Below are 24,880 nucleotides of genomic sequence, written 5' to 3' on the forward strand. Positions count from 1 at the left end.
TATGCAGCCTATCCGTGGCCGCAAGTGGTGCCGGTCATGGTGTTTGCCGAGGTGCGCCCTGCCGCATCATGACCAAGCACGCTTTCCCGGGGAGCTGCGCCCGAGCACGCTGAATCAGCGGGCCGATGCGCCGTATTCCTCGACCGCAAAGCTCAGCTCCGGGTCGGCATGGGCGTCCCAGTAGCCCTTCCACAGGGCCTTGCTGATGGGGCCGACCTGGCCGTCGCCGACCGGCTGGCCGTCGAGCGTGGTGATCGGCATGACGCCGCCGGCGGTCGTCACGAAGAGGATCTCGTCGCACTGGTAGGCAAGCTCCACCGGCACATCGTCGATCGTGTAGGGATAACCGAGCTTTTCGGCGACGGCGAGCACGGACTTGCGCGTCACGCCCTCCAGCACGCCCTTTCTCGGCGTGTAGAGCTTGCCGTCCTTGATCAGGATGACGTTGAAGCCGGAGCCTTCCGTAAGATTGGCGTCGCCATCGGTCAGGATCGGATACATCGCGCCGCGATCGCGCGCCTCCATCAGGCCGCGGGTGAAATCGCCCCATTGCAGGTTCTTCACGGTCGGGTCGATGGCGCCCGGCGGCACGCGGCGCACGGTGCGGGTGATGACGGCGCTGCCGCCGGTCTTCTGCGTCGCCTCGTCCATGACCCAGAGATAGGGCATGACCATGAGATAGCAGACATTGTCGCATTCCTCGGGCGCATACTGGCGCACGAAGCGAAGGCCGCGGGTCACGATCATCATGACATAGGCGTCGCGGATGCCGCTCTTGACCGTCATCTCGACGAGCCGGTCGCGGATTTCCTGCCGCGGCAGCGGGCTCTTGAGGCGCAGCTGGGCACAGCTCTTCTCGAAGCGGTCGAGATGGTCCTCCAGCCGGAAGAACCGGCCGTTCCAGACGGCCGGCACGTCATAGGTCAAGTCCGAATGCAGGAAACCCTGGTCGAGGATCGGGATGCGCGCCTCGTGCAGCGGTACATATTCTCCCGCAATATAGGCGATCCCCCTGGCGAACGGATTGTCGCTGGCTTCGAGCTCTTTCACGCGCCGGCGATAGTCTACAAAGATATGGTCCGTATAGGACATGATGCCTGCCTCCAAAAAGGACTGTGGTGACACGCCGTTGCGCGCCGCCAGCAAGACGGCGCGCAGGGTGTAGAACGGCGATCGTCAGGCGGCGAGGATGCCCGCCGAGACGATATCGCCGAAGGCACCGTCCGCGGCCTCGAGCGCCCGGTCGATATCCTCGGGCGTATGGGCGGCGCACAGGAACATGTTGTGCTTGGGATGCAGGTAGATGCCGCGCTGAAGGGCCGCCAGGCAGAAGGCGTTGGCGATCTTCAGCTCCTGGTCGCCGTCGAAGAGCACCATCGGCATCTGCGCCGGCCCCGTCTGCCGCAGCCTGAAGCCGTGCCGAGCGGAGATCGTCGTAAGGCCTTCCCGGAAACGCTCGCCCATGGCTTCCGTATGCGCAAGAGCATCGCTGTCGCGGAGGATCCGGACGGTCTTGACCGCGGCCGCCATGGCGGCCGAGCCATACCAGAAGGAACCTGTGACGAAGACCTTGCCGGCGCCGTCCCGGAAGCGTTCCGTGCCCGCCACGGCAGCAAGCGGCCAGCCATTGGCGATGGCCTTCGAATAGGCCGCAAGGTCGGGCTTGACGCCGTAGCGCGCCCAGCTTCCCCGGACGTCGAGGCGGAAGCCCGCGCGCACGTCGTCGAGAATGAGGGCTGCGCCCGTGCGGTCGCAGATCTTGCGCGCATGGGCAAGGAAGGTGGCCTGCGGCAGGTGCTGGTCCTTGCCGACATCATGCTGGAAGGCGGTCAGCAGGATGCCCGCAAGATCGTCGCCAGCGGCATCGACCGCGGCATCGAGGCTGGCGGCATCGTTATAGTCGAAGACGATGATATGGGCACGATCCTCCGCCGTCACGCCGAGCAGCGACGGCGAGCACCACGGAACGGCGCCGTGATAGGCGCCACGGGCGACGAGAATCTTGCGGCGTGCGGTGGCCGCGCGTGCGATGGTGACACAGGCCGTCGTCGCATCCGTGCCGTTCTTCTGGAAGAGCGTCCATTCGGCGTGATCGAGCGTATCGACGAGCAGTTCGGCAAGCTCCACCATGCTTTCGGTCGGCCCGTTGCCGACGTCGCCTGCATCGATCCGGGCGAGGGCGGCGGCGTCCACCTCAGGGTGGCGATAGCCGAGCACGTTCGGCCCCCAGGCGCACATGAAGTCGATATATTCGTTGCCGTCCGCATCCCAGACGCGGCAACCGTCCGAGCGGGAGAAGAATTGCGGATAGCCCGGCGCGATCGCCCGGGTCGCCATGTGGCCCCACATGCCGTTCGGCACGACGCGCCGGGCGCGCTCGACGAGTTCCGTGTCGCGGCTGTTCAGCAGTTTCGCTGTCATCTTGCGTGTCCTCCTTGGCGGGAGAGGCGTACCGCCTCTCCCGATGGCTCGGTCAGTTCGTGATTTCAGCCAGCGGCAGGTTGCAGCAGGCACTGTAGCGAACACCCTTGAGGTCCGGGCTGTGCGCCAGGATGAGGTCCGGGCTGACCATCGGGATGATGATCCGGGCCTTGGCCATCAGCTCGCCGGCCTCGAACCAGAGCTTCTCGGCTTCTTCCGCCGGCGCGGCGAGCGCCTGTTCGCGCAGCTTGCCGGTTTCCGTGCTGATGATCGAGGGATCGGTTTCGCCTCCCGCGCGCTTGGCCCAGACGGAGCCCTCCGACAGGCCGAAGACGTCGACATATTGCGAGGTGCCGAAGAAGTCGGGCGCGAAGAAGACGGCGGTCAGCGGAATGTGGTCGCCGTTGGCCGCTTCGCGCCAGTTGGCGAAGGGAACCGGCGAGAGCTCGACCGTGATGCCCACTTTGGCCAGATCCTGCTGGATCTTCTGCATCATCAGCGAGAAGTCGACGCCATAGACGTTCATGTCCGGATAGATCGACTTGAGCGTGAAGCCGTCGCCGACGCCGGCCGCCGTCAACAGTTCCTTGGCACGGTCCGGATCGTAGGCGGGAATCTCGTGGTTGTCGCCGCCCGGGAAGCCGAGCGGGATCGGCGTCGCGATCGCGCGACCGGCGCCGCCGACGGTGAAGTCGATCAGCGATGTCCGGTCGATGGCGATCGAGATGGCTTCACGCACCTCCGGCGTCAATTTGACGGTGTTGGCCTTGGCGCCCGGCGACAGCGCGATATAGACGAAATTGTAGGACGGCACCTTGTCCACCACCACATTGCTGCCTTCGAGCGTCTTGGCGGTCTCCGCGTCGATCTGCATGGCGATGTCGGCAGCGCCGGACTGCAGCATCTGCGCCTGCGCCACGGCATCCTTGACCTGGCGGAAGACGACCTGCGGGATCGTCGGGGCCTTGCGCCAGTAGTTTTCGTTGCGCTTCAGGCGCAGCTCCGCATTCGGCTCGTAGGATTCGAGGACGAAGGGCCCGCTGCCGGCGGAATTGCTCAGGAACCAGTTCTCCGACGTGTCCTTGTCGACGGCCGTCGCATCCGACAGCGCGCCGTTGGCGGCAGCGACATCGCTGTTGATGATGCCGAGGAAGCCCGCGGACGCCTGGTTGAGGAATTCCGAATTCGGCGCGGAGAGCTTGATGACGACCGTCTGCGCGTCGGGAATGTCGATCGAACTGATGGGGTCGGCGATGAAGGCGCCGTTGCCCTTGATATTCTTCAGCCGCTCGAACGACCATTTCACATCCTTCGCCTCCACCGGCGAACCGTCGGAGAACTTTGCCGCCGGGTCGAGCTTGAAGGTCAGCTCGGTCTGCTCCGGGTTGATCTCCCAGCTCGAGGCGATCAGCGGCTGCACCTTGTTGTCCTTGTCGAGCGTCACGAGCTGCTCATAGACCGAGGTGTTGTAGATCTGGCAGGTGTCGCACCAGGCGCGGGCCGGATCGAGCGAGTTGACGTCCATGTCACGGGCGATCACCAGCGCACGCTCTTCGGCCGATGCCGGCTGGATGGCCCCGCCCAGCATCGTGGCGGACAGGGCGAGCGAAAGAAAGGCCAGTCTGGATTTCGATGGAAGAAGTCGTTTCATCGGTTGGATACCTCCAGTTTGACGGGCTGCGGATGCCCTGTTCCACTATTTTTCCGCAATTCGAAGCAAGGCGTCCCGCACGTCGGCAACCGTCGCAAGCGCTGCACGATTGAGGGCGGCCGAGACCGTGGGGGCGGCAAGCCCGCCGGTCACGCGCAGGATTTCGTGGTCGAGACAGTCGAAGAAGCGTTCCTGGATCTCGGCGGCCCAGGTGCCGCCCATCGACAGGCTACGCGCGGTCTGCTCGGCAATGACGACCCGGCCGGTCTTGTCGATCGATTGGCCGATGAACTGCCAGTCGATGCCGTGATGGTCGATGTTGCGCAGGTCGATGACCTCGGCGTTGATGCCCGTCTCCTCCGCCGCCCTGATCGCGTTCTGGACCATGACGGAGGTCGCCAGGACCGTGCAGGCGCTTCCGGGCCGCACGATGCGCGCCGAGCCGAAGGGAATGAAGAAGTCCCGGTCTCCTGCCGGCACCTCGAATTCCTTCTGGTAGAGTTCGGTATGCTCGAAGACGACGACGGGGTCGTCGCAGGCAAGCGCCGAATTCATCAGGCCGATATAGTCGAAGGCGTTCGACGGCGTGACGATGCGCCAGCCGGGAAACAGGCCGAAGAGCGCCGACGGATCGCTGGAATGCTGCGAGCCGTAGCCTGTATGGGGCGAGATGCGCACGCGCATGACGATCGGAACGGGAAAGCCGTCGCCGAACATGTGGCGCACCTTGCCGACGCCGTTGGCGATCTGGTCGGCCGCGGTGAAACAGAAATCGCCGAACATGATCTCGACCACCGGCCGCAAGCCATTGAGCGCCGCGCCGAGGGCGACGCCCGTGAACCCGTTCTCGGCGATCGACATGGGCAGGACGCGCTCGGGCCAGCGCTCCAGCGCGCCCTTGGTGAAGCCACTGACGCCGCCGCGCATCTGGTGGGCATCCTCGCCCATGACGATGATGCGCGGATCGCGCGCCATCGCGGCGGCCAGCGTCTCGGAGGCCGCGGTGACGAACTTCACCTTCTCGACGGCATCGGGGCGCATGTCGTCGTGGTCGAGGAAGCGCTTGTCGGCGAGCTCGGAAAGGTCGCCCAGAATGCCATGGTCGCGCGTCGTCGGATCCGGCCAGAGGCTGTCGGGAATACGCAATGTGTTGCCGCCGGGGACCGGTTCGGTCAGCTTTCCGGCCGCTGCCGCGACCCGGTCCGTCACCAGTGCATCGATCTGCGCGAACTCTTCCGGGGAGAGCAGGCCGAGCGCCGCCAGGCGCGCCTCGGCGAGCGCGATGGGGTCGCGCTCACGCCATGCGGCTTCCTCTTCTTTCGTGCGATAGCCGAAATCGCTGCCGCTGCGGGATCCGGATTGATGGAAATGGCGGTAGCAGAGGGCCTCGATCACGACGGGACCGCCCGTCTCGCGGATGATGCGGCGAGCCTCCACCATGGCCCGATGCACGGCGACGACATCCATGCCGTCGCATTCGATCGCGGCGATGCCGAGCATCGCGCCGCGGGACGACAGCCGCGTCTCGCGCGTCACGTCGGCAATATGCGTGGAGACGCCGTAGAGGTTGTTCTCGATGAAGAAGATCACCGGCAGGCCTTGCGCGGCGGCGATGTTCATCGCCTCGTAGCTCGCGCCGTTCTGGGCCGCGCCGTCGCCGAAGAAGGCGACGGAGATGTGGTCGCGGCCGAGCATCTTGTCGGCGAGCGCATAACCCGCCGCATGGGGCGGGTTGCCGCCGACGATCGCCGAGGTGCCGACGACGCCGGCGCCGGCAAAACGCATGTGCATGGAGCCGCCCCGGCCGCCGCAATAGCCGGGGGTCAGGCCCATGATCTCGGCCATGAAACGGTAGATCGCCTCGTCCATGCCGGGCGTGAAGGCATCCTTGCGGATGTCGAAGCCTTCTGGAATCGAGGGATTGAGCAGCTTCAGCAGCACCTGGTGGTGCGCGCGGTGCGTGCCGTTGATCTTGTCCCCGGTGCCGAGCGCCGCCATGGCGCCGACCGCGCCCGCCTCCTGGCCGATGCTGGCATGGGCCGGGCCGTGGATCAGGCCCGCCTTCTCGAGATCCAGCAGCTTTTCCTCGAACCGGCGGATGAGCAGCATCTGGCCGTACCAGTGGACGAGGTCTCGTGCCTGTTCCTCGCTCCAGTCCGCTTCGTCCAGCTCCAGCCGGAACCAGGGGGCGGAAGGGGCGAGCGGTATCTGGCGTGCCATTCGTATCCTCGGTTCGCAGGGAGCCGCACCGGGCTCAGTTCTCGTTTATGGAAATAAATTCCGATTTCTGTTGAATGGCACACTAAGCTGTGCCAGCCTTTGGATGCAACAGAAATTTTCGTGAGTTGCCAAAGAGGAAGAAAAGCGATGATCCGGGACGCCGAAGTGTTGAACGCCCTGGTTGAGATGGTGCACCGGTTCGTGCGCGAGCGCCTTCTGCCTGCGGAGGCACGCGTAGAGGAAGACAACGCCATTCCTCCGGAAATCATTGCGGAAATGCGCGCGCTCGGCCTCTTCGGCATGTCCATTCCGGAAGAGCATGGCGGGCTTGGCCTGACAATGGAGGAGGAGGTGCGCGTCGCCTTCGAGCTCGGTTATGCCTCTCCCGCCTTTCGCTCCGTCATCGGCACGAACAACGGCATCGGCTCGCAGGGCATCATCGCCGATGGCACCGAGGCGCAGAAGCAATACTGGCTGCCACGCATGGCGACGGGCGAAATCATCGGCTCCTTCGCCCTGACCGAGCCGGACGTCGGCTCGGATGCGGGCGCCGTGAAGACCACGGCGCGGAGAGACGGCGACCACTACATCCTCAACGGCACGAAACGCTACATCACCAATGCCCCGGTGGCCGACGTCTTCACCGTCATGGCGCGCACCGGCGGTCCGGGGCCTGCGGGCGTGACCGCCTTCCTGGTGCCGAAGGACAGCCCCGGCCTCAGCCTTGGTCCGATCGACAGGAAGATGGGGCAGCGCGGCACCCGCACCTCGGACGTCATCTTCGACGATTGCTGCATCCCGGCCGACAGCGTCATCGGCGGCGTGGAGGGCGTCGGCTTCAAGACCGCGATGAAGGTGCTCAACCGCGGCCGCCTGCATATTTCGGCGGTCTGCGTCGGCGCCGCGGAGCGGCTGTGCGACGAGGCCGTGCGCTTCGCGCGCGAGCGAGTGCAGTTCGGCAAGCCGATCGCGGAGCACCAGCTCATCCAGGCCATGCTCGCCGACAGCTCGACCGAGGCCTTTGCCGGACGCGCCATGGTTCTGGAGGCCGCGCGGCGGTTCGATGCGGGCGATCGTGTCATCCAGCAGGCGGCGAGCGCGAAACTGTTCTGCTCGGAGATGGTCGGCCGTGTCGCCGACCGCGCGGTGCAGATCCATGGCGGCGCCGGCTACATGCAGGACTATCCGGTGGAGCATTTCTACCGCGATGTCCGGCTGTTCCGGCTCTACGAGGGCACATCGCAGATCCAGCAGCTCATCATCGCCCGCGAAATGCTGAACGCCTGAGGCCGGACCGATGCAGCGAGCCCTTGGAATCGTCGCGGATGACTTTACCGGCGCCCTCATGGTCGCCGGCTATCTGGAGGGCGTCGGTATCCACTGTCCCGTGCTCTTCCGCCCCGAGGCGGAGATCCCGCCCGCGGCCGTGGTGATGGCCGGCACCCGGACACGCACGGTGCCGGTCGCAGAGGCGCTTGCCGAGCTCGGCCGTTTCACCGACGCCTTCCTGCAGGCCGGCTGCAGACGGATCGCCTACAAGGCCTGCGCCACGTTCGATTCCACCGAAGACGGCAATATCGGCCCGGCCGCCGACTACCTCGCCGATCGCGCTGGGGTGCGGCCGGTGCTGATGAGCGCCGGCTTTCCCCGCTTCGGCACCACGGTCCACCAGGGCTACATGTTCTATCGCGGCCGCCTCGTTTCCGAATCGATCAAGCGTTTCGACCCGCTGACCCCGATGTCCGATCCCGATCTCGTCCGTTTCGTGGGGCGGCAGACGCCGCACCGGATCGCGCTCCTGAATCACGCCGCCCTTCGCAGCGGTGCCGATGCGGCACGCGTCGCCATCGAGGCCTTTGCGGCCGAAGGAGCAGGCCACGTCTTCCTGGACACCACCGACGACGGCGACGTCGAGACCGCCGCCGAGGTCGCGGCGGCGATGAACCGCGTCGTCGTCGCCAGCGATCCCCTGATCATCGCCTACGCGACCCGCCTCGGCCACGCCATGCAACCGGATCCGGTGCCCTCACCGCAGCAGGTCGACGGCCCCACGGCCGTCATTGCCGGAAGCGTCGGGCCGGTCGTCCTGGCTCAGCTCGCGGCTTTTTCGGCCAATTATCCCTTATTGACGCTGGATTTGCTCGATCCGGCCGGGGAGGAGGGGCTGGTTTCCGCCGCGCTCGGCTGGGCCTCCGGGCGGATCGGCGCAGCCCCCCTCGCCATTTCGACGGCGACCGGACCGGAAGGTGTCGCCGCCGTGCAGGCCGCCTTCGGCCGGGTGGAGGCGGCCCGCCGCGCGGAGCGCATCCTCGGGGCCATCGCGAAGGGATTGCGCGATCGCGGGGTTCGACGATTTATCGTTGCGGGCGGCGAGACGTCGGGCGCGGTTGTCGATGCGCTCGGCATCGCGGCCGCTCGGGCCCTGCCGGAAGGCCCGCTCGGAACCGGCTTCTGCATATCCTGCGGGCCAACACCCCTTTCGCTATATCTCAAACCCGGCAAGCTGGGCGCCGACGACATCCTGCTGAGCGCCGTCGAAGCGATGAACCAATGGAGTAGTGGACGATGATGGATGAAACGGCGGCGAGGATGGCCCTGGTCGAGGCGAGCCGGCGATCGGTGGCGCTCGGCCTCAACAGCGGAACGGTCGGCAATTTCAGCCTGCGGCACGGCGAGGGCATGCTGATCACGCCGACGGGCATCGCCCCCGACGCCCTCGCGCCCGAGCAGATCGTCGCGATGGATCTCGACGGCGCCTGGATCGGCGGCTGGCGGCCGTCCTCGGAATGGGCCATTCACGCCCGGCTCTACGCCACGACGAATGCCGGCGCCGTCGTCCATACCCACCCCGACCACTGCGTCGCCCTTGCCGCGCTGCGCTGGCCGATCCCGCTGTTCCACTACATGGTCGCCGGCTTCGGCGGCAGCGAGATCCCTTGCGCGGACTATGCCTGTTTCGGGAGTATCGCGCTTGCGGAAACGGTGGTCGCCGCCATGGGCACGACCCATTCCGCCTGCCTGATGGCCAATCACGGCGCGGTCACCATCGGGCCTGATATCGGGACAGCGCTGGCGGGCGCGGAGAAGCTGGAAACGCTGGCGCGGCAATACGTGCTCGCCCGTTCGATCGGCGAGCCCGTTCTTCTGACGCAAGCGGAACTTGCCGATGTGCGCGCCCGCTACGGCACCTACGGCCAGCAGGCGAAACGCTGACCGTCAGCCGCTGCGACACACCTCGCCGAGGATCCTCATCACCAGCGCCGGATATTCGAGATGCGGCATGTGCCCGCAAGCGTCGAGGGCATGCAGCCCGACATTGCCGGGCAGGCCGGCCGTGGCACTGAACGGCAGGATGCGATCCTGCCGGCCGAAGACGATCCGCACCGGCTGGGACAGGCGGGCAAGGTCGTCACGGATGGAGATCGCCTGCGTTCCATCCGGGAAGAACCGCTCGGCAAAGGCACGCATCGCCGCCGTCAGGCCCGTATCGTCGCGCTGCTGCACCACCGCCTGCAGGAAAGCCGGCGAGATGACAGCGGCATCATGGATCAGGAGATCGAGCCAGGGTTTCAGGCTCTCCCGCTGCCGTGCGCGCAGCACGCCCTCGACAAAGGCACCGTTGATCTGGGGCCCGAGGCCCGCAGGGGAGACGAGGCAGAGGCCGCGGATATCCAGCTGCCTGCGGCTTGCCAGCCGCGCCGCCAGCGCACCGCCGAAGGAATGGCCGGCCAGAACGAGCGGACCATCATGTTCCGCGGCAACGGTCGCCTCGATGCTTCCGGCCATCCGGTCGAGGTCTTCGGGAACCGCATGCGACGAGCGCCCGTGCGCGGGAAGGTCGATGGCCAGCGCCGGCCAGTCCGCGCGCGTGGCAGCGAGCATGCCGCGCCAGTTGTTGAGGTCCGCGCTGAAACCATGGAGGAGCACGACGGGCAGGCCTTCGCCCTTGCGCAGCCAGACCGCATTCAGCGTTGCGGGGCTGCTTTCCTTTCGCGCCGCAGGCAGCACGGCAGGGTTTTCGACTGTTGCGGGCCGGCGGGCCTGGCCGGCGTCGCCGATCCTCGCAACGACGTCGGTCTTCTGGATCCGCCCGCCCGGGCCGGTGCCGGTGAGGCCGTCCAGCGCGATGCCATGCTCGCGAGCGATGCGGCGGGCGAGGGGAGTGGGATTGGGGCCGCGCCCGCTTCGCCGCACGCCTGGCACGAGAATGGCGCGGGTTGCTTCATTCGCAGGCTCCCCGGCGGCGGCCTCCCGCGGCTCCGTCTCGCCGTAGGTTTCCCCGGCTCCATAGATGCGCGCGACATCCGCGCCGACATCCACCTCTATCTCGCTGTCGACCAGGGCATGGATGACACCGGTTGCCGGGGATTCGACCTCGACGGCGGCCTTGTCGTTGTCGATCTCGAAAAGGACCTGCCCCTGCCGGACGGTTTCACCCTCGGAAACGAGCCAGCGGGCGATGCGGCCGCTCGACATTTCGAGGCTGACCTTCGGATAGACGACATGGGTGGGCATGGGGGATCCCTTGAGGCTTGAGCCTATTCGGCCGAGGTTTTCCAGGTGGGTGGTCGTTGCAAGGTGGGGAACGGATCGGGCTCCCCGGCAAGCCGCGCGCGCAGGCGGCGCGTGAGCCGGAGCAGCCCGGGACCGACGGATTCCCGGCAATGGTTGCGCGAGAGGATGTCGACGATCCCGCCGCAGGTGAGCGCGACGAGGGGCGAACCATCCGTCGGCCGGAAGGCGACGCCGACGGCATTGATATAGCTGTGCCAGCTGCCGAAGGCGCTGATGAAGCCGTCCCGCCGGTAGTCCTCGATGGCGTTCGCAACGAGGCGATCGAGTTCCTCGGCCTTTTCGGGCTCGGCCACGACCAGCTGCCCGACGACGGACTGGCGAATGTCCGGCTGCATTTCCGCAAGATAGGCAAGGCCCATGGCCGTGCGGTAGATCGGCAGGCGCGAACCGACATTGAGGCGCAGCGAAACCGGGCTCATCGAGCGGCAATTGGCGAGATAGACCATCTCCAGCCCGTCGCGCGTGCCGAGCGCGGCGGCGGCGCCGGTCTGGTCCGCCAGTTCCTGCATCAGGGGTCTTGCCATATGGATGACGGCGCTGGAGCTGAGCGCCGAATAGCCAAGCGAAACCGTCGCCGGCCCGATGCTGTAGCGGCCGAGCATGTCGTCGTAATGGAGATAACCGAGGCCGACGAGCGTCGAGGTCAGGCGCGAGACGGTTGCTTTCGGCAGGCCCGTCCGTTCGATGAGATCCTGGTTGCCGAGCGTGGCGTCGTCGGCAGTGAAGGCCCGCAGGATCTCCAGGCCGCGTGTCAGCGAGGCCGCGGAATTACCGCCCTCCGCGCCTTCGCTGCCGTCTGCCGGTTTGGTCCGTTTACGCATGTCTTGCCTTTCGTTTCAGCGCTGCTGGAGCCATAGCGGATTTTCGCGATCTGTCGATCTTCCGTAAATGGAATATAATTTCATTTATGTTGACGTCCGCTTCGCCTGTTGTCAATAATGCCTGCATCGATCTCTCCCCATTCGCCGGTCGGCACGGGATGGCACACGGGTTAAAGGACGCGATTTGTGACACGATACATTCTGCGACGCCTGGTCGCGATGCCCTTCCTGGTTCTCGGCATCGTAACGCTCGCCTTCCTGCTGACGACCGTGACCAAGGGTGACCCGCTGACGGCGATCGTGTCGGACCGGCAGATGAACGACCCGGTGGCGGTGGCCGCCGCGAAGGCGCGCTGGGGGCTCGATCGCAGCCTGCCGGAACGCTACGTCATCTATGTCGGCAACCTTCTGACCGGCGACATGGGCACCTCCTTCATCACGCGCCGGCCGGTCGCGCAGGACGTGTTCTTCCGCCTGCCGGCCACGATGGAGCTCGTCCTTGCCGCGATGCTCATCGGCTCGACGATCGGCATCACGCTGGGCGTGCTGGCAGCTTATTTCCGCAACACGGTCATCGACCATGCGGCGCGTTTCTTTGCCCTGTTCGGGTCGTCCATTCCAGTCTTCTGGCTGGGGCTGGCGCTGCTTTATGTCTTCTCGGTCAAATGGGGCATCCTGCCCGGTCCCGGCCGGCTGGATCCGCGGGCGACCCCTCCGCCGTCCGTCACCGGCTTCATGACCATCGACACCCTGATCGCCGGGAACATGAAGCTCTTTCTGGATGCGCTCTGGCATCTGATCCTGCCCGCCTTCGTGCTCGGCTGGGCCGTCGCCGGCACCATATCCCGCTTGGTGCGCGCCAATATGCTGGAGGTGCTGGACCGGGAATTCATCCTGACGGCGCGCGCGAAGGGGGCGGGGGAGCTTCGTGTCGTGGTGCGCCATGCGCTGCGCAACACGCTCGTGCCGACACTGACCGTCATCGGCTATTCCTTCGCCTACCTGCTCACGGGGGCCGTCCTGACCGAGACGATCTTCTCCTGGCCGGGCATGGGGTCCTACGCGGTGGAGGCGGCGCGCGGCCTCGATTTTCCCGCCATCATCGGGGTCACCATCGTCGGGGGCGTGGTCTTCCTGCTGACCAACCTCATCACCGACATTGCCTATGTCATCGCCAATCCGCGCGTGCGTCTGGGATAAAAACATGATCGCAATGACCCTCGTTCCCCTCCGCCGGCCGGCATGGCTGTCGATCCCGCTGGCGATTGGCATCGCGATCGTGGTCTTCTGGTTCGCCGTCACGCTGCTCGCGCCGCTGATGAGCCCCTATGCGCCGCTCGACATGGTCGGCCGGCGGCTCCAGGCGCCGAGCTGGAGCCATTGGCTGGGAACCGACGCGCTCGGGCGGGACGTCCTCAGCCGGACCCTCTACGGCGCGCAACACTCGATCCCGATCGCCATCGTCGTGGTCGCCCTCTCCGTCACGATCGGGGCCATGCTGGGCGCGATTTCCGGTTATGCCGGCGGCCTGCTCGGTTCGGCGATCATGCGGCTCGTCGACGTCACCCTGTCCTTTCCCCCGATGCTCCTCGCCATGGCCGTCGCGGCCTCGCTGGGTCCCGGCCTTGAGAATGCGACCGTCGCCATGGTGATCGTCTGGTGGCCCGTCTATGCCCGCCTCATGCGCGCGCAGGTTCTGGAAATCCGCGAGCGCGAGCATGTCGAGGCCGCGGTCGCGGCGGGTGCCGGCAAGGGACGTATCCTCTTCAAGCATATCCTGCCGCTCTGTTGGACGCCGGTGCTGATCAGCGCGACGATGGATCTTGGCCAGGTGATCCTTCTTGCCGCATCGCTCAGCTTCATCGGCCTCGGCGCCACGCCGCCGACGCCGGAATGGGGCTCGATGATCTCCGACGGGGCGGCACAGTTCTATTCCTGGTGGGTCGCCCTCGGGCCGGGCCTTGCCATCCTGACCATCGTGCTCGGCTTCAACTTCATCGGCGACGGCCTGCACGACTACTTCGATCCGAAGTCGAAATGAGGCGCACCATGCAACAGGAACCGCTCTTTGCCGTTCGCGACCTTCGCGTCTCCTTCACCCGCCACGGGCAATCGTTCGAGGCCGTGCGCGGCATCAGCCTGCATGTCGACCATGGCGAGGTGCTGGGCATCGTCGGCGAATCGGGTTCCGGCAAGTCGGTCGGCATGCTCTCCGCCCTCGGCCTCCAGCCGAAGACCGCCTCCGTCAGCGGATCGGCCCGGTTCAACGGGCGCGAGCTCGTCGGCATGCCCATGGCGCAGCTGCGCGCGCTGCGCGGATCGCGCATCGCCATGATCTTCCAGGACCCGCTGTCCTCGCTCAATCCGGTCATGACGGTCGGCGCGCAGATCGCCGAAACGATCCGGCTGCACAATGCGGGCGTCTCGAAGCGGGCGGCGATGGACCGCGCCGCCGAACTGCTCGCCCTCGTCGCCATTCCCCAGCCCGACCGCCGCATCCACCAGTTCCCGCATGAATTTTCCGGCGGCATGCGCCAGCGCGTGATGATCGCCATGGCCGTCGCCAACGATCCCGACCTGTTGATCGCCGACGAGCCGACGACCGCCCTCGACGTGACCGTGCAGGCGCAGATCATGGACGTCCTGACGGACCTGCGACGGCGGCTCAATCTCGGCCTCATCCTGATCACCCACGATCTCGGCGTGCTTGCCGGGCATGCCGACAGGGTCGCGGTCGTCTATTCCGGCGAGGTCGTCGAACAGGCGAACGTCGACGCCCTCTTCGCGCGACCGGCCCATCCCTATACGCGGGGCCTCATCGCCTCGATCCCCAACATGGCAGAAGAGAAGGAGCGGCTCTTCTCGATCGACGGCGCGCCGCCGCCCCTCGGCAAACTGCCCGGCGGATGCGCCTTCCACCCCCGCTGTCCGCAGGCGCAGGATATCTGCCGGCATGTGCCGCCGCCGGTCCGCTCGAACGGCGATCATCGGGCGGCCTGCCATTTCGCCACCCTTCCCGTCGGGAGTGCTGCATGACCGGGCCGGAACCCATCCTCTCCGTCAGGGACCTCTCGAAGCGTTTCTCCGTCACCGGCGGCCTGATCTTCGAGCGCGAGATTGCCGAGGTCAATGCGGTGACCGGCGTGTCCTTCGACGTCAAGCCCGGCGAAACACTGGGGCTGGTCGGCGAATCCGGCTGCGGCAAATCCACGCTCGGCCGCTGCATCCTGCGGCTGATCGAGCCCTCCAGCGGGCAGACCCTGTTCCGAGGCCGCGACATCAACGCGGCGAACCCCGCCGAGATGCGCGCCCTGCGCCGCAAGATCCAGCTGGTCTTCCAGGATCCCTATGCATCGCTGCATCCCCGCATGCGGGTGGCCGAAAACATCGCCGAGCCGCTGCGCATCAGCGACCTCTCGCAGGTTCAGCGCAAGGAACGGGTCGCCGAGATGCTCGACCTCGTCCGCCTCAACCCGGAGCACGGCCAGCGCTATCCGCACGAACTGTCCGGCGGCCAGCGCCAGCGCGTGGTGATCGCCCGGGCCCTCGCACTGAAGCCGGAACTGCTCGTGCTCGACGAACCGGTCTCCGCGCTCGACGTCTCCGTGCAGGCGGGCGTGCTCAACCTCCTCAAGGATATCCAGCGGGATTTCGGCACCGCCTATGTCTTCATCGCGCATGATCTGTCCGTCGTGCAGCACATCTCGCACCGGGTGGCCGTCATGTATCTCGGCAAGATCGTCGAGATCGCCGAAAAGCGCCGGCTCTATCGGGCACCGATGCATCCCTATACCCAGGCCCTGATGTCCGCCGTGCCGCTGGCCGACCCCGCGCTCGAGCGCAGCCGCTCGCGCATCGTGCTGAAGGGCGACCTGCCGAGCCCGCTCAATCCGCCGTCCGGGTGTCGCTTCCGCACGCGCTGCCCCATCGCCCAGAAGCTCTGCGCGGAGGTGGAGCCGCCGCTGAACGAACGAGAGGAAGGTCATTCGGTCGCCTGCCACTTTCCGAATGCCATGGAGATCGGTTTGTCGGCCCGTCAGAAGAGCGGGCCTGGAGGAATGGAATGACGCAATTGAAATTGCCGCTCGAGGGCATTCGTGTCCTCGACCTGACGCGCGTTCTTGCGGGGCCATGGACGACCATGAGCCTCGGGGATCTCGGCGCCGAGGTCTGGAAGATCGAGAACATCAAGGGCGGCGACGATACGCGCGCCTGGTCCGTGCCGAACTTCAAGGGGGTCAGCACCTATTATCTGTGCGCCAACCGCGGCAAGCAGAGCATCGCGCTCGACCTGAAGACGCCGGAGGGCCGGCAGATCGTGCTCGATCTCGCGGCCAGGGCCGATGTCGTGGTGGAGAATTTCCGTGCCGGCACTGTCGACCGGCTGGGCATCGGCTACGAGGATATCCGGAAGATCAATTCGGGCATCGTCTACTGCGCGATTTCCGGATACGGTCAGACGGGTCCCGAGCGCGACAGGCCGGGCTACGATTTCATCATGCAGGCGGAAAGCGGCCTGATGTCCATCACGGGCGAGGAGGACGGGCCGCCCAACCGGCTCGGCGTCGCCTTCACCGATGTGGTGGCGGGCATGGTTGCCACCCAGTCGATCCTCGCCGCGCTCTACCAGCGCCGGGATACGGGGAAGGGGCAGTATATCGACGTGGCCCTGCTCGATGCGACGCTCAACCTCCTGATCAATGTCGGAACCGGATATCTCAACGCCGGCGTGGAGCCGGTGCGCTACGGCAACGCGCATCCAACGGTCGTGCCCTACCAGATCTTCAAGGCAAGCGACGGCACCTTCGCGCTTGCCGTCGGCAACGACCGCATGTTCGTCGATTTCTGCGAAAAGGTCATCGGCCGGCCCGACCTTGCCCGCGACCCGCGGTTCGTCACCTCCCACCAGCGCGCCCTGCACAGAGACGAACTGCTGCCGCTCCTCGCGGCGATCATCGGCGACGAGACCTGCGATCACTGGCTTGCCGCCTGCCTTGCGGCGAGCGTGCCGGCCGGACAGGTGAAGTCCGTCTCCGAGGCGCTGCAGAGCCCGAGTGTGACGGAACGGGGCGTCGTGCAGCGTCTTGAACACCCGGAGCTCGGTGTCGTCGCGCTGATCCGCCCCGCCCACGGGCTTGCCGCACAGGCAAATACCGATGCGAAGGCGCCGCCACTTCTCGGCGAGGATACACGCGGCGTGCTGCGCGACGTGCTGGGTTTCGAGGAGGCGCGGATCGAGAGCCTGGCCCTTTCCGGCGTCATCGCCTGCCGAGACATAAGGAGCGCACCTTCGCCGCAGCCCGCCCAAAGCGCGATCGCTTAGGCGTGTGGCTGCGCCATATGAGCCCGCAACATCGGAGAACGAGATGACCGTCAGTGTCGATATCGACGGCGGGGTCGCGATCGTCACGATCGCAAATCCGCCGGTCAATGCCATCAACAGGACCGTACGGGAGCGGCTGCTGTCCCTGGCGCAGGAGTTCGACGGCGACCCCGCGATCCGGGCCGTCGTCCTGACCGGCGGCGGCGCCCTCTTCGTCGCGGGAGCCGATATCGCCGAATTCGACCGGCCGGTGGAACCGCCGTTCCTTCCCGATGTCATCGCGCGCATCGAGCGGGCGGGAAAGCCGTGGATCGCGGCGATCCGCGGTGCGGCGCTCGGCGGAGGCCTGGAACTTGCGCTCGGATGCCGCCTGCGGGTCGCGACCGGAACCGCCCGTTTCGCCCTGCCGGAGGTCAATCTCGGCATCATTCCGGGCGCCGGCGGCACGCAGCGCCTGCCGCGGGTGATCGGTGTCGCCGAGGCGATCCGGGTTGTTGCGGAGAACCACACGGTGGACGCCGCGGAGGCGGTACGGCTCGGGCTGGTCGATGCGCTGATCGAGGAACCGCTGCTGCCGGGCGCCATCGCCTTCGCCCGCGAAGTGCACGAAAAAGCCTTGCCCCCGCCAAGCCTCGATCGTCCGCTGTCCGCGCCCGCGCAAGAGGTCTGGACGGAGGCGGAAAAGAGGATCGCATCGCGCGCGAAGGGCGCGTCGGCGCCCCTGCAGGCGCTGGAGGCCCTGAAATGCGGGATAGAGCAGGGTGCCGAGGCCGGCCTTGCGCGCGAGCGGTCGACTTTCCTTTCGCTGCGCGGGAGCGAGGAGGCGGCTGCCCTCCGCCACCTGTTCTTTGCCGAGCGCGCGGCACTCCGGCCGGCAGACATCCGCGGGATAGCGCCGAGGCCTGTCGCGACGGCGGGCGTCGTCGGTGGCGGAACGATGGGCAGCGGGATCGCCGCGGCGCTTCTCAATGCCGGTCTTTCCGTCGTGCTTGTCGAGCAGGATGCGGCCGGCGTTTCGCGGGCACGCGACACGATCGCGGGCCTCTTCGAGGCGTCCCGGCGCAGGGGGCATATAACCGGCGAAGAGCTGGCCGAGCGGTTAGGCCACCTCGAAACGAGCATCGGCTATGACGGCATGGAGCGGTGCGATCTCGTGATCGAAGCTGTGTTCGAGGACCTCGCCTTCAAGCGCGCCGTCTTCGCCGCGCTGGGACGCATCTGCCGGCCGGATGCGATTCTTGCCACCAACACCTCCTACATCGATCCGCGGCTGATCGCGGAAGGCCTGCCGGGGCCGGAGCGTTTTCTCGGCCTCCATTTCTTCAGCCCGGCGCAGATCATGAAACTCCTGGAGATCGTGCCGACGCCGGAAACGGCGCCGGACGTGCTGGCGACGGGCTTCGACCTTGCCCGCCGCCTCAGCAAGATCCCCGTGCGCGCGGGCATCTGCGACGGGTTCATCGGCAACCGCATCCTCCGCCGGTTCCGGGCGGAAGCGGAAGCACTGGTCCGTGGTGGCGTTCCCATTGCCGCCGTGGATGCGGCGATGCGTGGCTTCGGCTTTGCCATGGGGCCGTTCGAAATGCAGGACATGGCGGGCCTCGACATCGCGTTCCTCCATCGCGAGGCGACCCGCGCGCGGGGCGAGCCCGTGCCGGATCTGCCCGGGGACCTTCTGGTGCGCGCGGGGCGCAAGGGGCAGAAGACCGGCGGCGGCTGGTACGACTATGCGCCCGGTGACCGCCGTCCCCAGCCCTCCGCGGAAGCGGAGCGGATCATCGCGCCGCTCGTAGGGCCGCGAAAGGACATGGCGGGCGAGACGATCGTTGCCAGACTGATGGCCGCGATGGCACAGGAGGGGCAGGCGATCCTTGAAGAAGGCATCGCGGCAAGCGCTGTCGATATCGACCTTGTAGAAGTCCACGGCTATGGCTTTCCGCGGAGACGCGGCGGGCCGATGTTCCAGCTCGGCCGCGCCGATGTGAACCACGCATGATACGAATGAGGATCTTATGATGACGACTTATCCCGACACATTGCTTTTCATCGACGGCGTGTGGCGTCCGGGGACCGGCGGCCGGACCATTCCCGTCCTCAACCCGGCAACGGCCCAGCCGATCGGCACCGTCGCCTGGGCGGATCGTGCGGATCTCGACGAGGCGCTGGCCGCCGTCGAGCGCACCTTCGCGCAGTGGAGCGCGACATCGGCCCATGAGCGCGCGAGGCTGATGCGCCGCGCCGCCGATATCCTGCGCGAGCGGGCGGACGAGATCGCCGTCATGATGACGCTGGAGCAGGGCAAGCCGGTGTCGCAGGCGCGGATGGAGACGCTGGCCGGCGCCGATGTCATCGATTGGTTTGCCGGCGAGGCGCAGCGCGCCTACGGGCAGGTCATCCCCTCCCGTGCGCCGGATGTGCTGCAGATCACCCTGAAGCGGCCCGTCGGGCCGGTTGCCGCCTTCACGCCGTGGAACTTCCCCATCAACCAGGTCGTCCGCAAGCTTTCCGCGGCGCTTGCCGCCGGCTGCACGATCATCGTCAAGGCACCGGAGGAAACCCCGGCATCGCCCGCGGCCCTTATCCGCGCCTTCGCCGATGCAGGTATCCCGGCCGGCGTCATCAATCTCGTCTATGGCGTTCCGGCCGAGATCTCGGAATATCTCATCCCGCACCCGGTCATCCGCAAGATCAGCTTCACCGGATCGACACCGGTCGGCAAGCAGCTTGCCGCGCTCGCCGGCGCGCATATGAAACGCGCCACGATGGAGCTCGGCGGCCATGCGCCGGTCATCGTCGCCGAGGATGCGGACCTTGACCTTGCCGTGAACCTGATGGTCGGCAACAAGTTCCGCAATGCCGGGCAGGTCTGCGTGTCGCCCACGCGCTTCCTCGTGCAGGAGAAGATCGCCGATGCCTTCACCGAGCGGTTCACGGCCGGGGCGAAGGCCGTTCGGGTCGGCAACGGCCTCGATGCCGATATCGAGATGGGGCCGCTGGCGAACGACCGCCGCATCCCGGCGCTGGAAAGCCTGATCGGCGACGCCCTTGAGCATGGTGCGACGCTGAAGACGGGCGGCCGCCGCATCGGCAATGAAGGGTGGTTCTTCGAGCCGACCGTGCTGGCCGACGTGCCGGTGGCGGCACGCATCATGAACGAGGAGCCCTTCGGCCCCGTCGCGGTCGTCAACCGCTTCGGCGATCTCGGCGAGGCGATCAGCGAGGCGAACCGCCTGCCCTACGGCCTTGCCGCCTTCGCCTTCACGCGCAGCAGCGCCACCGCGACGCGGCTCGGCAACGAGGTGGAAGCCGGAATGGTCTCCATCAACCATCTCGGCCTGGCCCTGCCCGAAGTCCCCTTCGGCGGCATCAAGGATTCGGGCCACGGCACGGAGGGAGGAGCAGAAGCGCTGCAGGCCTATCTCGATACCCGCCTGGTGACCCGCAAGGGCTGACGCGCCGATGACCGGGAACTCACATCCTGCCGATGAGAATGAGTCGGCCCGGCTCGATGACGCGGATGGCATGGTCGACGCCGGCCCCGACGACGAGATGATCGCCGGGGCCGCAGGAGAGCGTTTCACCGTTCATGTCGAGTTCGAAACGGCCGGCGATGACGACGGCGAACTCCTCCGTCTCGGCGGCATGTGCCGGGATATCGGCCTCCACCTCCGCGTCGATGACCACCATGTCGCCCAGCCTGCCGGTGATGCGGCCACGGAAGCCCGGCATTTCGATGATGGCATCGTCGCTCATGCCGCGGTCTCCTTGCCGGCGATAAACAGATAGCCGGCGCCGGCGACCTCGCGTGTCTCGATCGGCACCAGACCCGAGGCTTCCGCCCATCCGGCCAGCGCTTCCGGCTCGTCAAAGCGCATGCTCGCGGCCATGCTGGCGGAAAAGCGGGCGATCTGCCGGCGGAAGGCCGGCGGGGACGTGATGAGGGCCAGCCTGCCGCCGGGCTTCAGCACACGCGCCATCTCGGCGAGGCTTTCGGCCGGCCGGGGAAAGAAGAAAAAGGCATTGAGGCAATAGACCTTGTCGACCGTACCCGTCGAGACGGGCAGGGCCGCCGCATCCGCCTCATGCAGGCAGAGCTGCCCCGTGGCGAGCGCCTTGGCGTTGAGACGGCCCGAATTGGCGATCATCTCCGGGCTGTGGTCGACGGCAATCGCCCGACAGCCGCATTTCAGGAGCCGGCGCAGGAAGACGCCGCCACCGCAGCCGACTTCCAGGACGAGATCGCCGCGCGCCGGCGGCAGCCGGCTGAAAGCAAGATCGAAGCCGGTCTTGTGGCCGAAGGGGAAGCGGTAGAGCAGGTAGCCGAGCAGGCCGCCCGGCCGCCGCGCGATGCGGTCGACCATGCCGGAGGAAAGGGTGAACATGAAGGGCCTCGCTTATCGGGTAAGGTGAATGGCGCGGGCAGCGCGCGAAACGAAGAGAAGGGCCAGGACCAAGAGGAGCGCGGCGCCTGCGAAGGTTAGGCCATAACCGGCGCGTCCGACCACCCAGACCACGAGGCCGGCAATCGCCATCTCGCCGAGCACGTTGGCACTTTGCAGCACGGTGACATCCGTGCCCGCCTGTTTTCCGGCGCCGCCAAAGGCCATGATGATCGTCGCGGCAGACACCGCGATGAAGCCGCTCGCGACGGACAGGACGCCGATGGCGAGCAGGACCGAGGACCACCCGGCAGGCAGAATGCCGCCGGCGAGCAGGCTCCAGAGGACAAAGGAGATCGCGGCAAGCGCCATGCCCGCTGCCATGGCGAACCACCGGTTGCGCGCGGTCAGCGCACTGCCGAGCGGGCAGCCGACAAGCAGCATCACAAAACCGCTGAAAGTCGCGACAAGGCCGGTGTCCTGGTTCGACCAGCCCTGATCGACCAGGAAGATCTTGCTGACGCTGAGGCCGCCCGCATGGGCGCCGCCGTAGATGAACGCCAGCGCGAGAAGCAGCCGGATGCCCGGGCGGCGGAATGTATCGGCAAGCCGCGCCCTGTCGCCGTCGCGGGCGGCGGCAGGCCGCGGGGGTTCACGCCAGGAGAGCGCGAGGCCGACCGTCAGGGCAGGGAAGAGGGCGAGCAGCAGAAACACGCCCTGCTGACCGAGCGTGTCGGCGATCATCAGGACCCCGCCGCCACCGACCATGAAACCGGCCATCATGCCGCCGATCTGCAGGGCATTGGCATAGGCGAGGCCACGACCTGCGAGCTGCTCGGCGGCAAGGCCGTCCGTTGCGGTATCCTGCGTGGCGCTGGCGATCGAGCCGAGCGCGAGTGCCACCACCGCGAAAGACAGGCCCTGTCCCTCGAGCGGCAGGAAGGCGAGCACGACCAGGCAGACGGCAAGGATCACCTGCATCGGCACGATCCAGCTCCTGCGCCGGCCGAACCCTGCCTTCCAGTGGTTGTCGACTACGGGTGCCCACAGGAACTTGATGATCCAGGGCAGGCCGGCAAGCGGCACCAGCGCTATGACATCCATCGAGGCGCCGCCCTGGCGCATGAGGACGGGCACGGCCTCCATGGAAAGTCCCATCGGCAGGCCCTGCGTGAAATAGAGCGCACCAATCAGCAGGAAGAAGCGCAGCTGGCCGGTCTCCGCCGGGGTGCCGGTTTGCGGGAGGGCGAGAGGCACGGCATTTTCGTGTCCCGTCATGTCACCACACCTTCGCAAGCGTGATGCCGATCGTGCGGCCCGGCGCGGCGACGCCCATGTCCGTGCCGCTGTAGCTGAAGTAGTTCTTCAAGTAGCGCTCATCCGTCAGGTTCTTGGCCCAGAGACTGGCGCTCCAGCCGTCCTTCGCGACGCTGAGATGGGCATCGACGAGATGCGTCGGCTCCTGCCGGTACGTGTTGTCGGCGGTGAAGGCATAGGAGCTGCGGAACGTATAGTCGATGCCGGCCTTGAGAACGGCGCCGGCCGCAAGCTCGCGTTCGAAGGTCAGGCCGGCGCCGACGCTGTGGCGCGGCGCGAAGGGCAGGTCGTTGCCGGTATAGACCGCTCCCATCACCGTATCGACGAAATCGTCATATCTGGCATGGGTATAGCCATAGCTGGCGCGCAGCCCGATTTCCTCGGTCAGTTGCGCCGTCGCCTCGATCTCCAGGCCTTTCGAGGTCGCGGCCGCGGCATTGCGATAGACGCGGGTGAACGGTGTCGTGTAGATGACCGCCTGCTGGTCCTTCCAGTCGATGTAGAAGAGGGAGGCCGCCAGGGTGAACCGGTCGTCGTCCGAGGTCGCCTTGGTGCCGAGCTCGTAGGAGGTGGTGGTTTCGGGATCATAGCGGTTCGCCGAGCCGTCCGCCTCGATATAGGGACTGATGCCGCCCGACTTGTAGCCGCGGCTGATCTTGGCATAGACCAGATTGCCTTCGGACAGGTGATAGGCAAGGGCCGCTTCCGGCGAGAAGTTGGAGAAGGTGGCGTCGCCTTCCGCCCGGCCCGGCGTACCGAACATGGAGCTGCCGCTCGACGAGGAGATCTCGCTCGTCGTCGATTTGCGGTCGAGGGTGTAGCGCCCGCCGGCCGAAACCTCCCATTCCGGCGTCAGGAAATAGCTCGCCTCGCCGAAGACCGAGACCGTGTCGGCCGACTGTTCGAAGACATCGCGGCTCCACAGATCACGCGGGAAGGTGGCAAGATCGAAGTATTGCGTGCCTTCGAAGCGCTCATGCATGTAGAAAAGGCCGCCGCTCCAGCGAAAGACATCGTCGTTCAGCGAGGAGAGGCGGAGCTCTTGGCTGAACTGGCGCTGCGTCTCCTCCTGCGCCTGGCCGATATAGGGCGTCGCAGTGAAGTCGCCGTCGAGATAGCTGCGCATTTCATGGCCGCGCAGGGCAGTGACCGAGGTCAGTTGCATGGTCTCGAAGTCATGATCGATGCGCATGGAGACCCCACCGCTGTCCACGCGGTTCTCCGGCTCGAAGTCGTGCGTCGCCTTGTGGTCGAAGGCAAGCGGCAGGGGTGCGTACCAGAGCCCGCCATCGCTGCGGTCGCGCGTGTAGTCGCCGGTGATCTTGATCCGCGTGCCGTCGCCCACCTGCCCGGTCGCGACCACGCGGCCGGAGAAGAAATCGGTATCGCTGACATCCTCTCCCGTGACGAGGTTTTCGATATAGCCGCGATTACCGCTCCAGGCGCCGGAGGCGCGCACCGCCCAGTCCGTTCCCTCGATCGGCGTCTCGAAGGCCGCCTTGAAGCGGCTGTCGAGATCCGTGCCGATCGTCGCGGAAAATTCGCCGCCGGCCGTGTCGCCCGGCATGCGCGAGATCAGGTTGATCGCGCCGCCGATCGTGTTCTTGCCGTAGAGCGTCGCCTGCGAGCCGCGCACGACCTCGACCCGCTCCAGATCTTCCAGGATGAAGGGATAGCCCATCGGCCGCGCGAGGTAGACGTCATCGAGAAACATGCCAACCGCCGGCTGCCGGTCGACGCCGCCGGCAATGCCGAGCGACGTGACGCCGCGGATACTGACCGGGCCGCCCTGGCCGTTGAAGAGCACGTTCGGTGCCTTGAAGGCCGCATCCTCCATCGTGTCCGTCTGCCCCTTGCCGAGCGCATCGGCGGGAATGGCCGTGACCGCCACCGGGGCGCTCTGGATTTTCTCCTCGCGCCGGCGGGCCGTGACGACGATCTGCTCCAGGACCGTCGCCCCGGCGGACGCGGTTCCGTCTGCCGCCCGCTCCTGGGCTGCAAGCGAGCCGGCATCCATGGCTGTCGCAAGGACGGCGGCATGCAGGACGACGTGGCGTTTCTTATTCATGATCAAATCCCTCATGTTTGTGAGGGTCTTCGCATGCGGCCGGCCGGTGGCACAATTGCGCGACCGTTCGGGATCGCGGCAAAGACGTTCGGGAATCGGACTATC

The 24,880-nt window shown here is 66.7% G+C and carries 20 protein-coding genes; 10 read left to right on the plus strand and 10 right to left on the minus strand.

Translation table 11 applies throughout. The features are described 5' to 3' along the window. Nucleotides 1-114: 114 nt before the first annotated feature. From AABQ55_RS35805 to AABQ55_RS35820, 4 genes are all read right to left on the minus strand, one after another. Nucleotides 115-1,092, minus strand: a complete 978-nt coding sequence (locus AABQ55_RS35805) for an aminotransferase class IV (protein WP_272809559.1) — start codon at nucleotides 1,090-1,092, stop codon at nucleotides 115-117. Nucleotides 1,093-1,176: 84 nt separating this feature from the next. Beyond that, nucleotides 1,177-2,421, minus strand: coding sequence for an aminotransferase class III-fold pyridoxal phosphate-dependent enzyme (locus AABQ55_RS35810; protein ID WP_272809558.1), 1,245 nt, complete (start codon nucleotides 2,419-2,421; stop codon nucleotides 1,177-1,179). Nucleotides 2,422-2,473: 52 nt separating this feature from the next. Further along, nucleotides 2,474-4,072, minus strand: a complete 1,599-nt coding sequence (locus tag AABQ55_RS35815) for an ABC transporter substrate-binding protein (RefSeq protein ID WP_272809557.1) — start codon at nucleotides 4,070-4,072, stop codon at nucleotides 2,474-2,476. 45 nt (nucleotides 4,073-4,117) lie between these two features. Then, the gene (locus AABQ55_RS35820; RefSeq protein WP_272809556.1) at nucleotides 4,118-6,292 is read right to left on the minus strand and encodes a dehydrogenase E1 component subunit alpha/beta; all 2,175 of its coding nucleotides are present in this window, start codon (nucleotides 6,290-6,292) and stop codon (nucleotides 4,118-4,120) included. A gap of 147 nt (nucleotides 6,293-6,439) precedes the next feature. On the opposite strand from AABQ55_RS35820, the gene AABQ55_RS35825 reads away from it, so the two are divergent. Genes AABQ55_RS35825 through AABQ55_RS35835 form a run of 3 tightly spaced genes read left to right on the plus strand, consistent with a single transcriptional unit; the run spans nucleotide 6,440 to nucleotide 9,505 of the window. Next, complete coding sequence (locus AABQ55_RS35825; protein ID WP_272809555.1) at nucleotides 6,440-7,579, plus strand: acyl-CoA dehydrogenase family protein; 1,140 nt, start codon at nucleotides 6,440-6,442, stop codon at nucleotides 7,577-7,579. Nucleotides 7,580-7,589: 10 nt separating this feature from the next. Further along, the gene (locus AABQ55_RS35830) at nucleotides 7,590-8,861 is read left to right on the plus strand and encodes a four-carbon acid sugar kinase family protein (RefSeq protein ID WP_272809554.1); all 1,272 of its coding nucleotides are present in this window, start codon (nucleotides 7,590-7,592) and stop codon (nucleotides 8,859-8,861) included. Next, nucleotides 8,861-9,505: a class II aldolase/adducin family protein gene (locus tag AABQ55_RS35835; RefSeq protein ID WP_336314420.1), complete on the plus strand. Its 645-nt coding sequence runs from the start codon at nucleotides 8,861-8,863 to the stop codon at nucleotides 9,503-9,505. The genes AABQ55_RS35830 and AABQ55_RS35835 overlap by 1 nt, the downstream gene beginning before the upstream one ends. 3 nt (nucleotides 9,506-9,508) lie before the next feature. Here the strand turns inward: AABQ55_RS35835 and AABQ55_RS35840 are convergent, their stop codons facing one another. Beyond that, nucleotides 9,509-10,807: an acetoin dehydrogenase dihydrolipoyllysine-residue acetyltransferase subunit gene (locus AABQ55_RS35840; RefSeq protein WP_272809552.1), complete on the minus strand. Its 1,299-nt coding sequence runs from the start codon at nucleotides 10,805-10,807 to the stop codon at nucleotides 9,509-9,511. A 23-nt stretch (nucleotides 10,808-10,830) separates the two neighbouring features. Next, entirely contained in the window at nucleotides 10,831-11,688 is an 858-nt protein-coding gene (locus AABQ55_RS35845) for an IclR family transcriptional regulator (protein ID WP_272809551.1), read from the minus strand. A 186-nt stretch (nucleotides 11,689-11,874) separates the two neighbouring features. Here AABQ55_RS35845 and AABQ55_RS35850 point away from each other — a divergent pair, with 186 nt between their 5' ends. Genes AABQ55_RS35850 through AABQ55_RS35880 form a run of 7 tightly spaced genes read left to right on the plus strand, consistent with a single transcriptional unit; the run spans nucleotide 11,875 to nucleotide 20,463 of the window. Further along, entirely contained in the window at nucleotides 11,875-12,888 is a 1,014-nt protein-coding gene (locus tag AABQ55_RS35850) for an ABC transporter permease (RefSeq protein WP_244770562.1), read from the plus strand. A 4-nt stretch (nucleotides 12,889-12,892) separates the two neighbouring features. Beyond that, nucleotides 12,893-13,729, plus strand: a complete 837-nt coding sequence (locus AABQ55_RS35855) for an ABC transporter permease (RefSeq protein ID WP_244770561.1) — start codon at nucleotides 12,893-12,895, stop codon at nucleotides 13,727-13,729. Next, nucleotides 13,726-14,724: an ABC transporter ATP-binding protein gene (locus tag AABQ55_RS35860; RefSeq protein WP_443021350.1), complete on the plus strand. Its 999-nt coding sequence runs from the start codon at nucleotides 13,726-13,728 to the stop codon at nucleotides 14,722-14,724. The genes AABQ55_RS35855 and AABQ55_RS35860 overlap by 4 nt, the downstream gene beginning before the upstream one ends. Next, a complete protein-coding gene (locus tag AABQ55_RS35865) occupies nucleotides 14,721-15,755 on the plus strand; it encodes an ABC transporter ATP-binding protein (protein WP_272809549.1) in 1,035 nt (344 codons plus the stop codon). The genes AABQ55_RS35860 and AABQ55_RS35865 overlap by 4 nt, the downstream gene beginning before the upstream one ends. Continuing rightward, the gene (locus tag AABQ55_RS35870) at nucleotides 15,752-17,011 is read left to right on the plus strand and encodes a CaiB/BaiF CoA transferase family protein (RefSeq protein WP_272809548.1); all 1,260 of its coding nucleotides are present in this window, start codon (nucleotides 15,752-15,754) and stop codon (nucleotides 17,009-17,011) included. The genes AABQ55_RS35865 and AABQ55_RS35870 overlap by 4 nt, the downstream gene beginning before the upstream one ends. A gap of 43 nt (nucleotides 17,012-17,054) precedes the next feature. Beyond that, the gene (locus tag AABQ55_RS35875; protein ID WP_272809547.1) at nucleotides 17,055-19,007 is read left to right on the plus strand and encodes a 3-hydroxyacyl-CoA dehydrogenase NAD-binding domain-containing protein; all 1,953 of its coding nucleotides are present in this window, start codon (nucleotides 17,055-17,057) and stop codon (nucleotides 19,005-19,007) included. 19 nt (nucleotides 19,008-19,026) lie between these two features. Beyond that, complete coding sequence (locus AABQ55_RS35880) at nucleotides 19,027-20,463, plus strand: NAD-dependent succinate-semialdehyde dehydrogenase (protein WP_272809546.1); 1,437 nt, start codon at nucleotides 19,027-19,029, stop codon at nucleotides 20,461-20,463. 19 nt (nucleotides 20,464-20,482) lie between these two features. On the opposite strand, the gene AABQ55_RS35885 is transcribed toward AABQ55_RS35880, so the two are convergent. The 4 genes from AABQ55_RS35885 to AABQ55_RS35900 are packed head-to-tail and all read right to left on the minus strand — an operon-like array spanning nucleotide 20,483 to nucleotide 24,775. Then, on the minus strand, nucleotides 20,483-20,764 hold the full coding sequence (locus AABQ55_RS35885; protein WP_272809545.1) for a cupin domain-containing protein: 282 nt from the start codon (nucleotides 20,762-20,764) through the stop codon (nucleotides 20,483-20,485). After that, entirely contained in the window at nucleotides 20,761-21,393 is a 633-nt protein-coding gene (locus tag AABQ55_RS35890; protein WP_272809544.1) for a class I SAM-dependent methyltransferase, read from the minus strand. The genes AABQ55_RS35885 and AABQ55_RS35890 overlap by 4 nt, the downstream gene beginning before the upstream one ends. Before the next feature lie 12 nt (nucleotides 21,394-21,405). Next, a complete protein-coding gene (locus AABQ55_RS35895) occupies nucleotides 21,406-22,668 on the minus strand; it encodes an MFS transporter (RefSeq protein WP_272809543.1) in 1,263 nt (420 codons plus the stop codon). Nucleotide 22,669: 1 nt separating this feature from the next. After that, nucleotides 22,670-24,775, minus strand: a complete 2,106-nt coding sequence (locus AABQ55_RS35900; RefSeq protein WP_272809542.1) for a TonB-dependent receptor — start codon at nucleotides 24,773-24,775, stop codon at nucleotides 22,670-22,672. Nucleotides 24,776-24,880 lie beyond the last annotated feature (105 nt).

It is taken from the genome of Shinella sp. WSD5-1 (genome assembly GCF_963942435.1).
Classification (GTDB): Bacteria; Pseudomonadota; Alphaproteobacteria; order Rhizobiales; family Rhizobiaceae; genus Shinella; species Shinella yambaruensis.

Excerpts from the sequence above, each read along its gene's own strand:
- AABQ55_RS35805 (WP_272809559.1), bottom strand. The coding sequence starts at position 1,092 with ATGTCCTATACGGACCATATCTTTGTAGACTATCGCCGGCGCGTGAAA.
- AABQ55_RS35810 (WP_272809558.1), bottom strand. The coding sequence starts at position 2,421 with ATGACAGCGAAACTGCTGAACAGCCGCGACACGGAACTCGTCGAGCGC.
- AABQ55_RS35815 (WP_272809557.1), bottom strand. The coding sequence starts at position 4,072 with ATGAAACGACTTCTTCCATCGAAATCCAGACTGGCCTTTCTTTCGCTC.
- AABQ55_RS35820 (WP_272809556.1), bottom strand. The coding sequence starts at position 6,292 with ATGGCACGCCAGATACCGCTCGCCCCTTCCGCCCCCTGGTTCCGGCTG.
- AABQ55_RS35825 (WP_272809555.1), top strand. The coding sequence starts at position 6,440 with ATGATCCGGGACGCCGAAGTGTTGAACGCCCTGGTTGAGATGGTGCAC.
- AABQ55_RS35830 (WP_272809554.1), top strand. The coding sequence starts at position 7,590 with ATGCAGCGAGCCCTTGGAATCGTCGCGGATGACTTTACCGGCGCCCTC.
- AABQ55_RS35835 (WP_336314420.1), top strand. The coding sequence starts at position 8,861 with ATGGATGAAACGGCGGCGAGGATGGCCCTGGTCGAGGCGAGCCGGCGA.
- AABQ55_RS35840 (WP_272809552.1), bottom strand. The coding sequence starts at position 10,807 with ATGCCCACCCATGTCGTCTATCCGAAGGTCAGCCTCGAAATGTCGAGC.
- AABQ55_RS35845 (WP_272809551.1), bottom strand. The coding sequence starts at position 11,688 with ATGCGTAAACGGACCAAACCGGCAGACGGCAGCGAAGGCGCGGAGGGC.
- AABQ55_RS35855 (WP_244770561.1), top strand. The coding sequence starts at position 12,893 with ATGATCGCAATGACCCTCGTTCCCCTCCGCCGGCCGGCATGGCTGTCG.
- AABQ55_RS35860 (WP_443021350.1), top strand. The coding sequence starts at position 13,726 with ATGAGGCGCACCATGCAACAGGAACCGCTCTTTGCCGTTCGCGACCTT.
- AABQ55_RS35865 (WP_272809549.1), top strand. The coding sequence starts at position 14,721 with ATGACCGGGCCGGAACCCATCCTCTCCGTCAGGGACCTCTCGAAGCGT.
- AABQ55_RS35870 (WP_272809548.1), top strand. The coding sequence starts at position 15,752 with ATGACGCAATTGAAATTGCCGCTCGAGGGCATTCGTGTCCTCGACCTG.
- AABQ55_RS35875 (WP_272809547.1), top strand. The coding sequence starts at position 17,055 with ATGACCGTCAGTGTCGATATCGACGGCGGGGTCGCGATCGTCACGATC.
- AABQ55_RS35880 (WP_272809546.1), top strand. The coding sequence starts at position 19,027 with ATGACGACTTATCCCGACACATTGCTTTTCATCGACGGCGTGTGGCGT.
- AABQ55_RS35885 (WP_272809545.1), bottom strand. The coding sequence starts at position 20,764 with ATGAGCGACGATGCCATCATCGAAATGCCGGGCTTCCGTGGCCGCATC.
- AABQ55_RS35890 (WP_272809544.1), bottom strand. The coding sequence starts at position 21,393 with ATGTTCACCCTTTCCTCCGGCATGGTCGACCGCATCGCGCGGCGGCCG.
- AABQ55_RS35895 (WP_272809543.1), bottom strand. The coding sequence starts at position 22,668 with ATGACGGGACACGAAAATGCCGTGCCTCTCGCCCTCCCGCAAACCGGC.
- AABQ55_RS35900 (WP_272809542.1), bottom strand. The coding sequence starts at position 24,775 with ATGAATAAGAAACGCCACGTCGTCCTGCATGCCGCCGTCCTTGCGACA.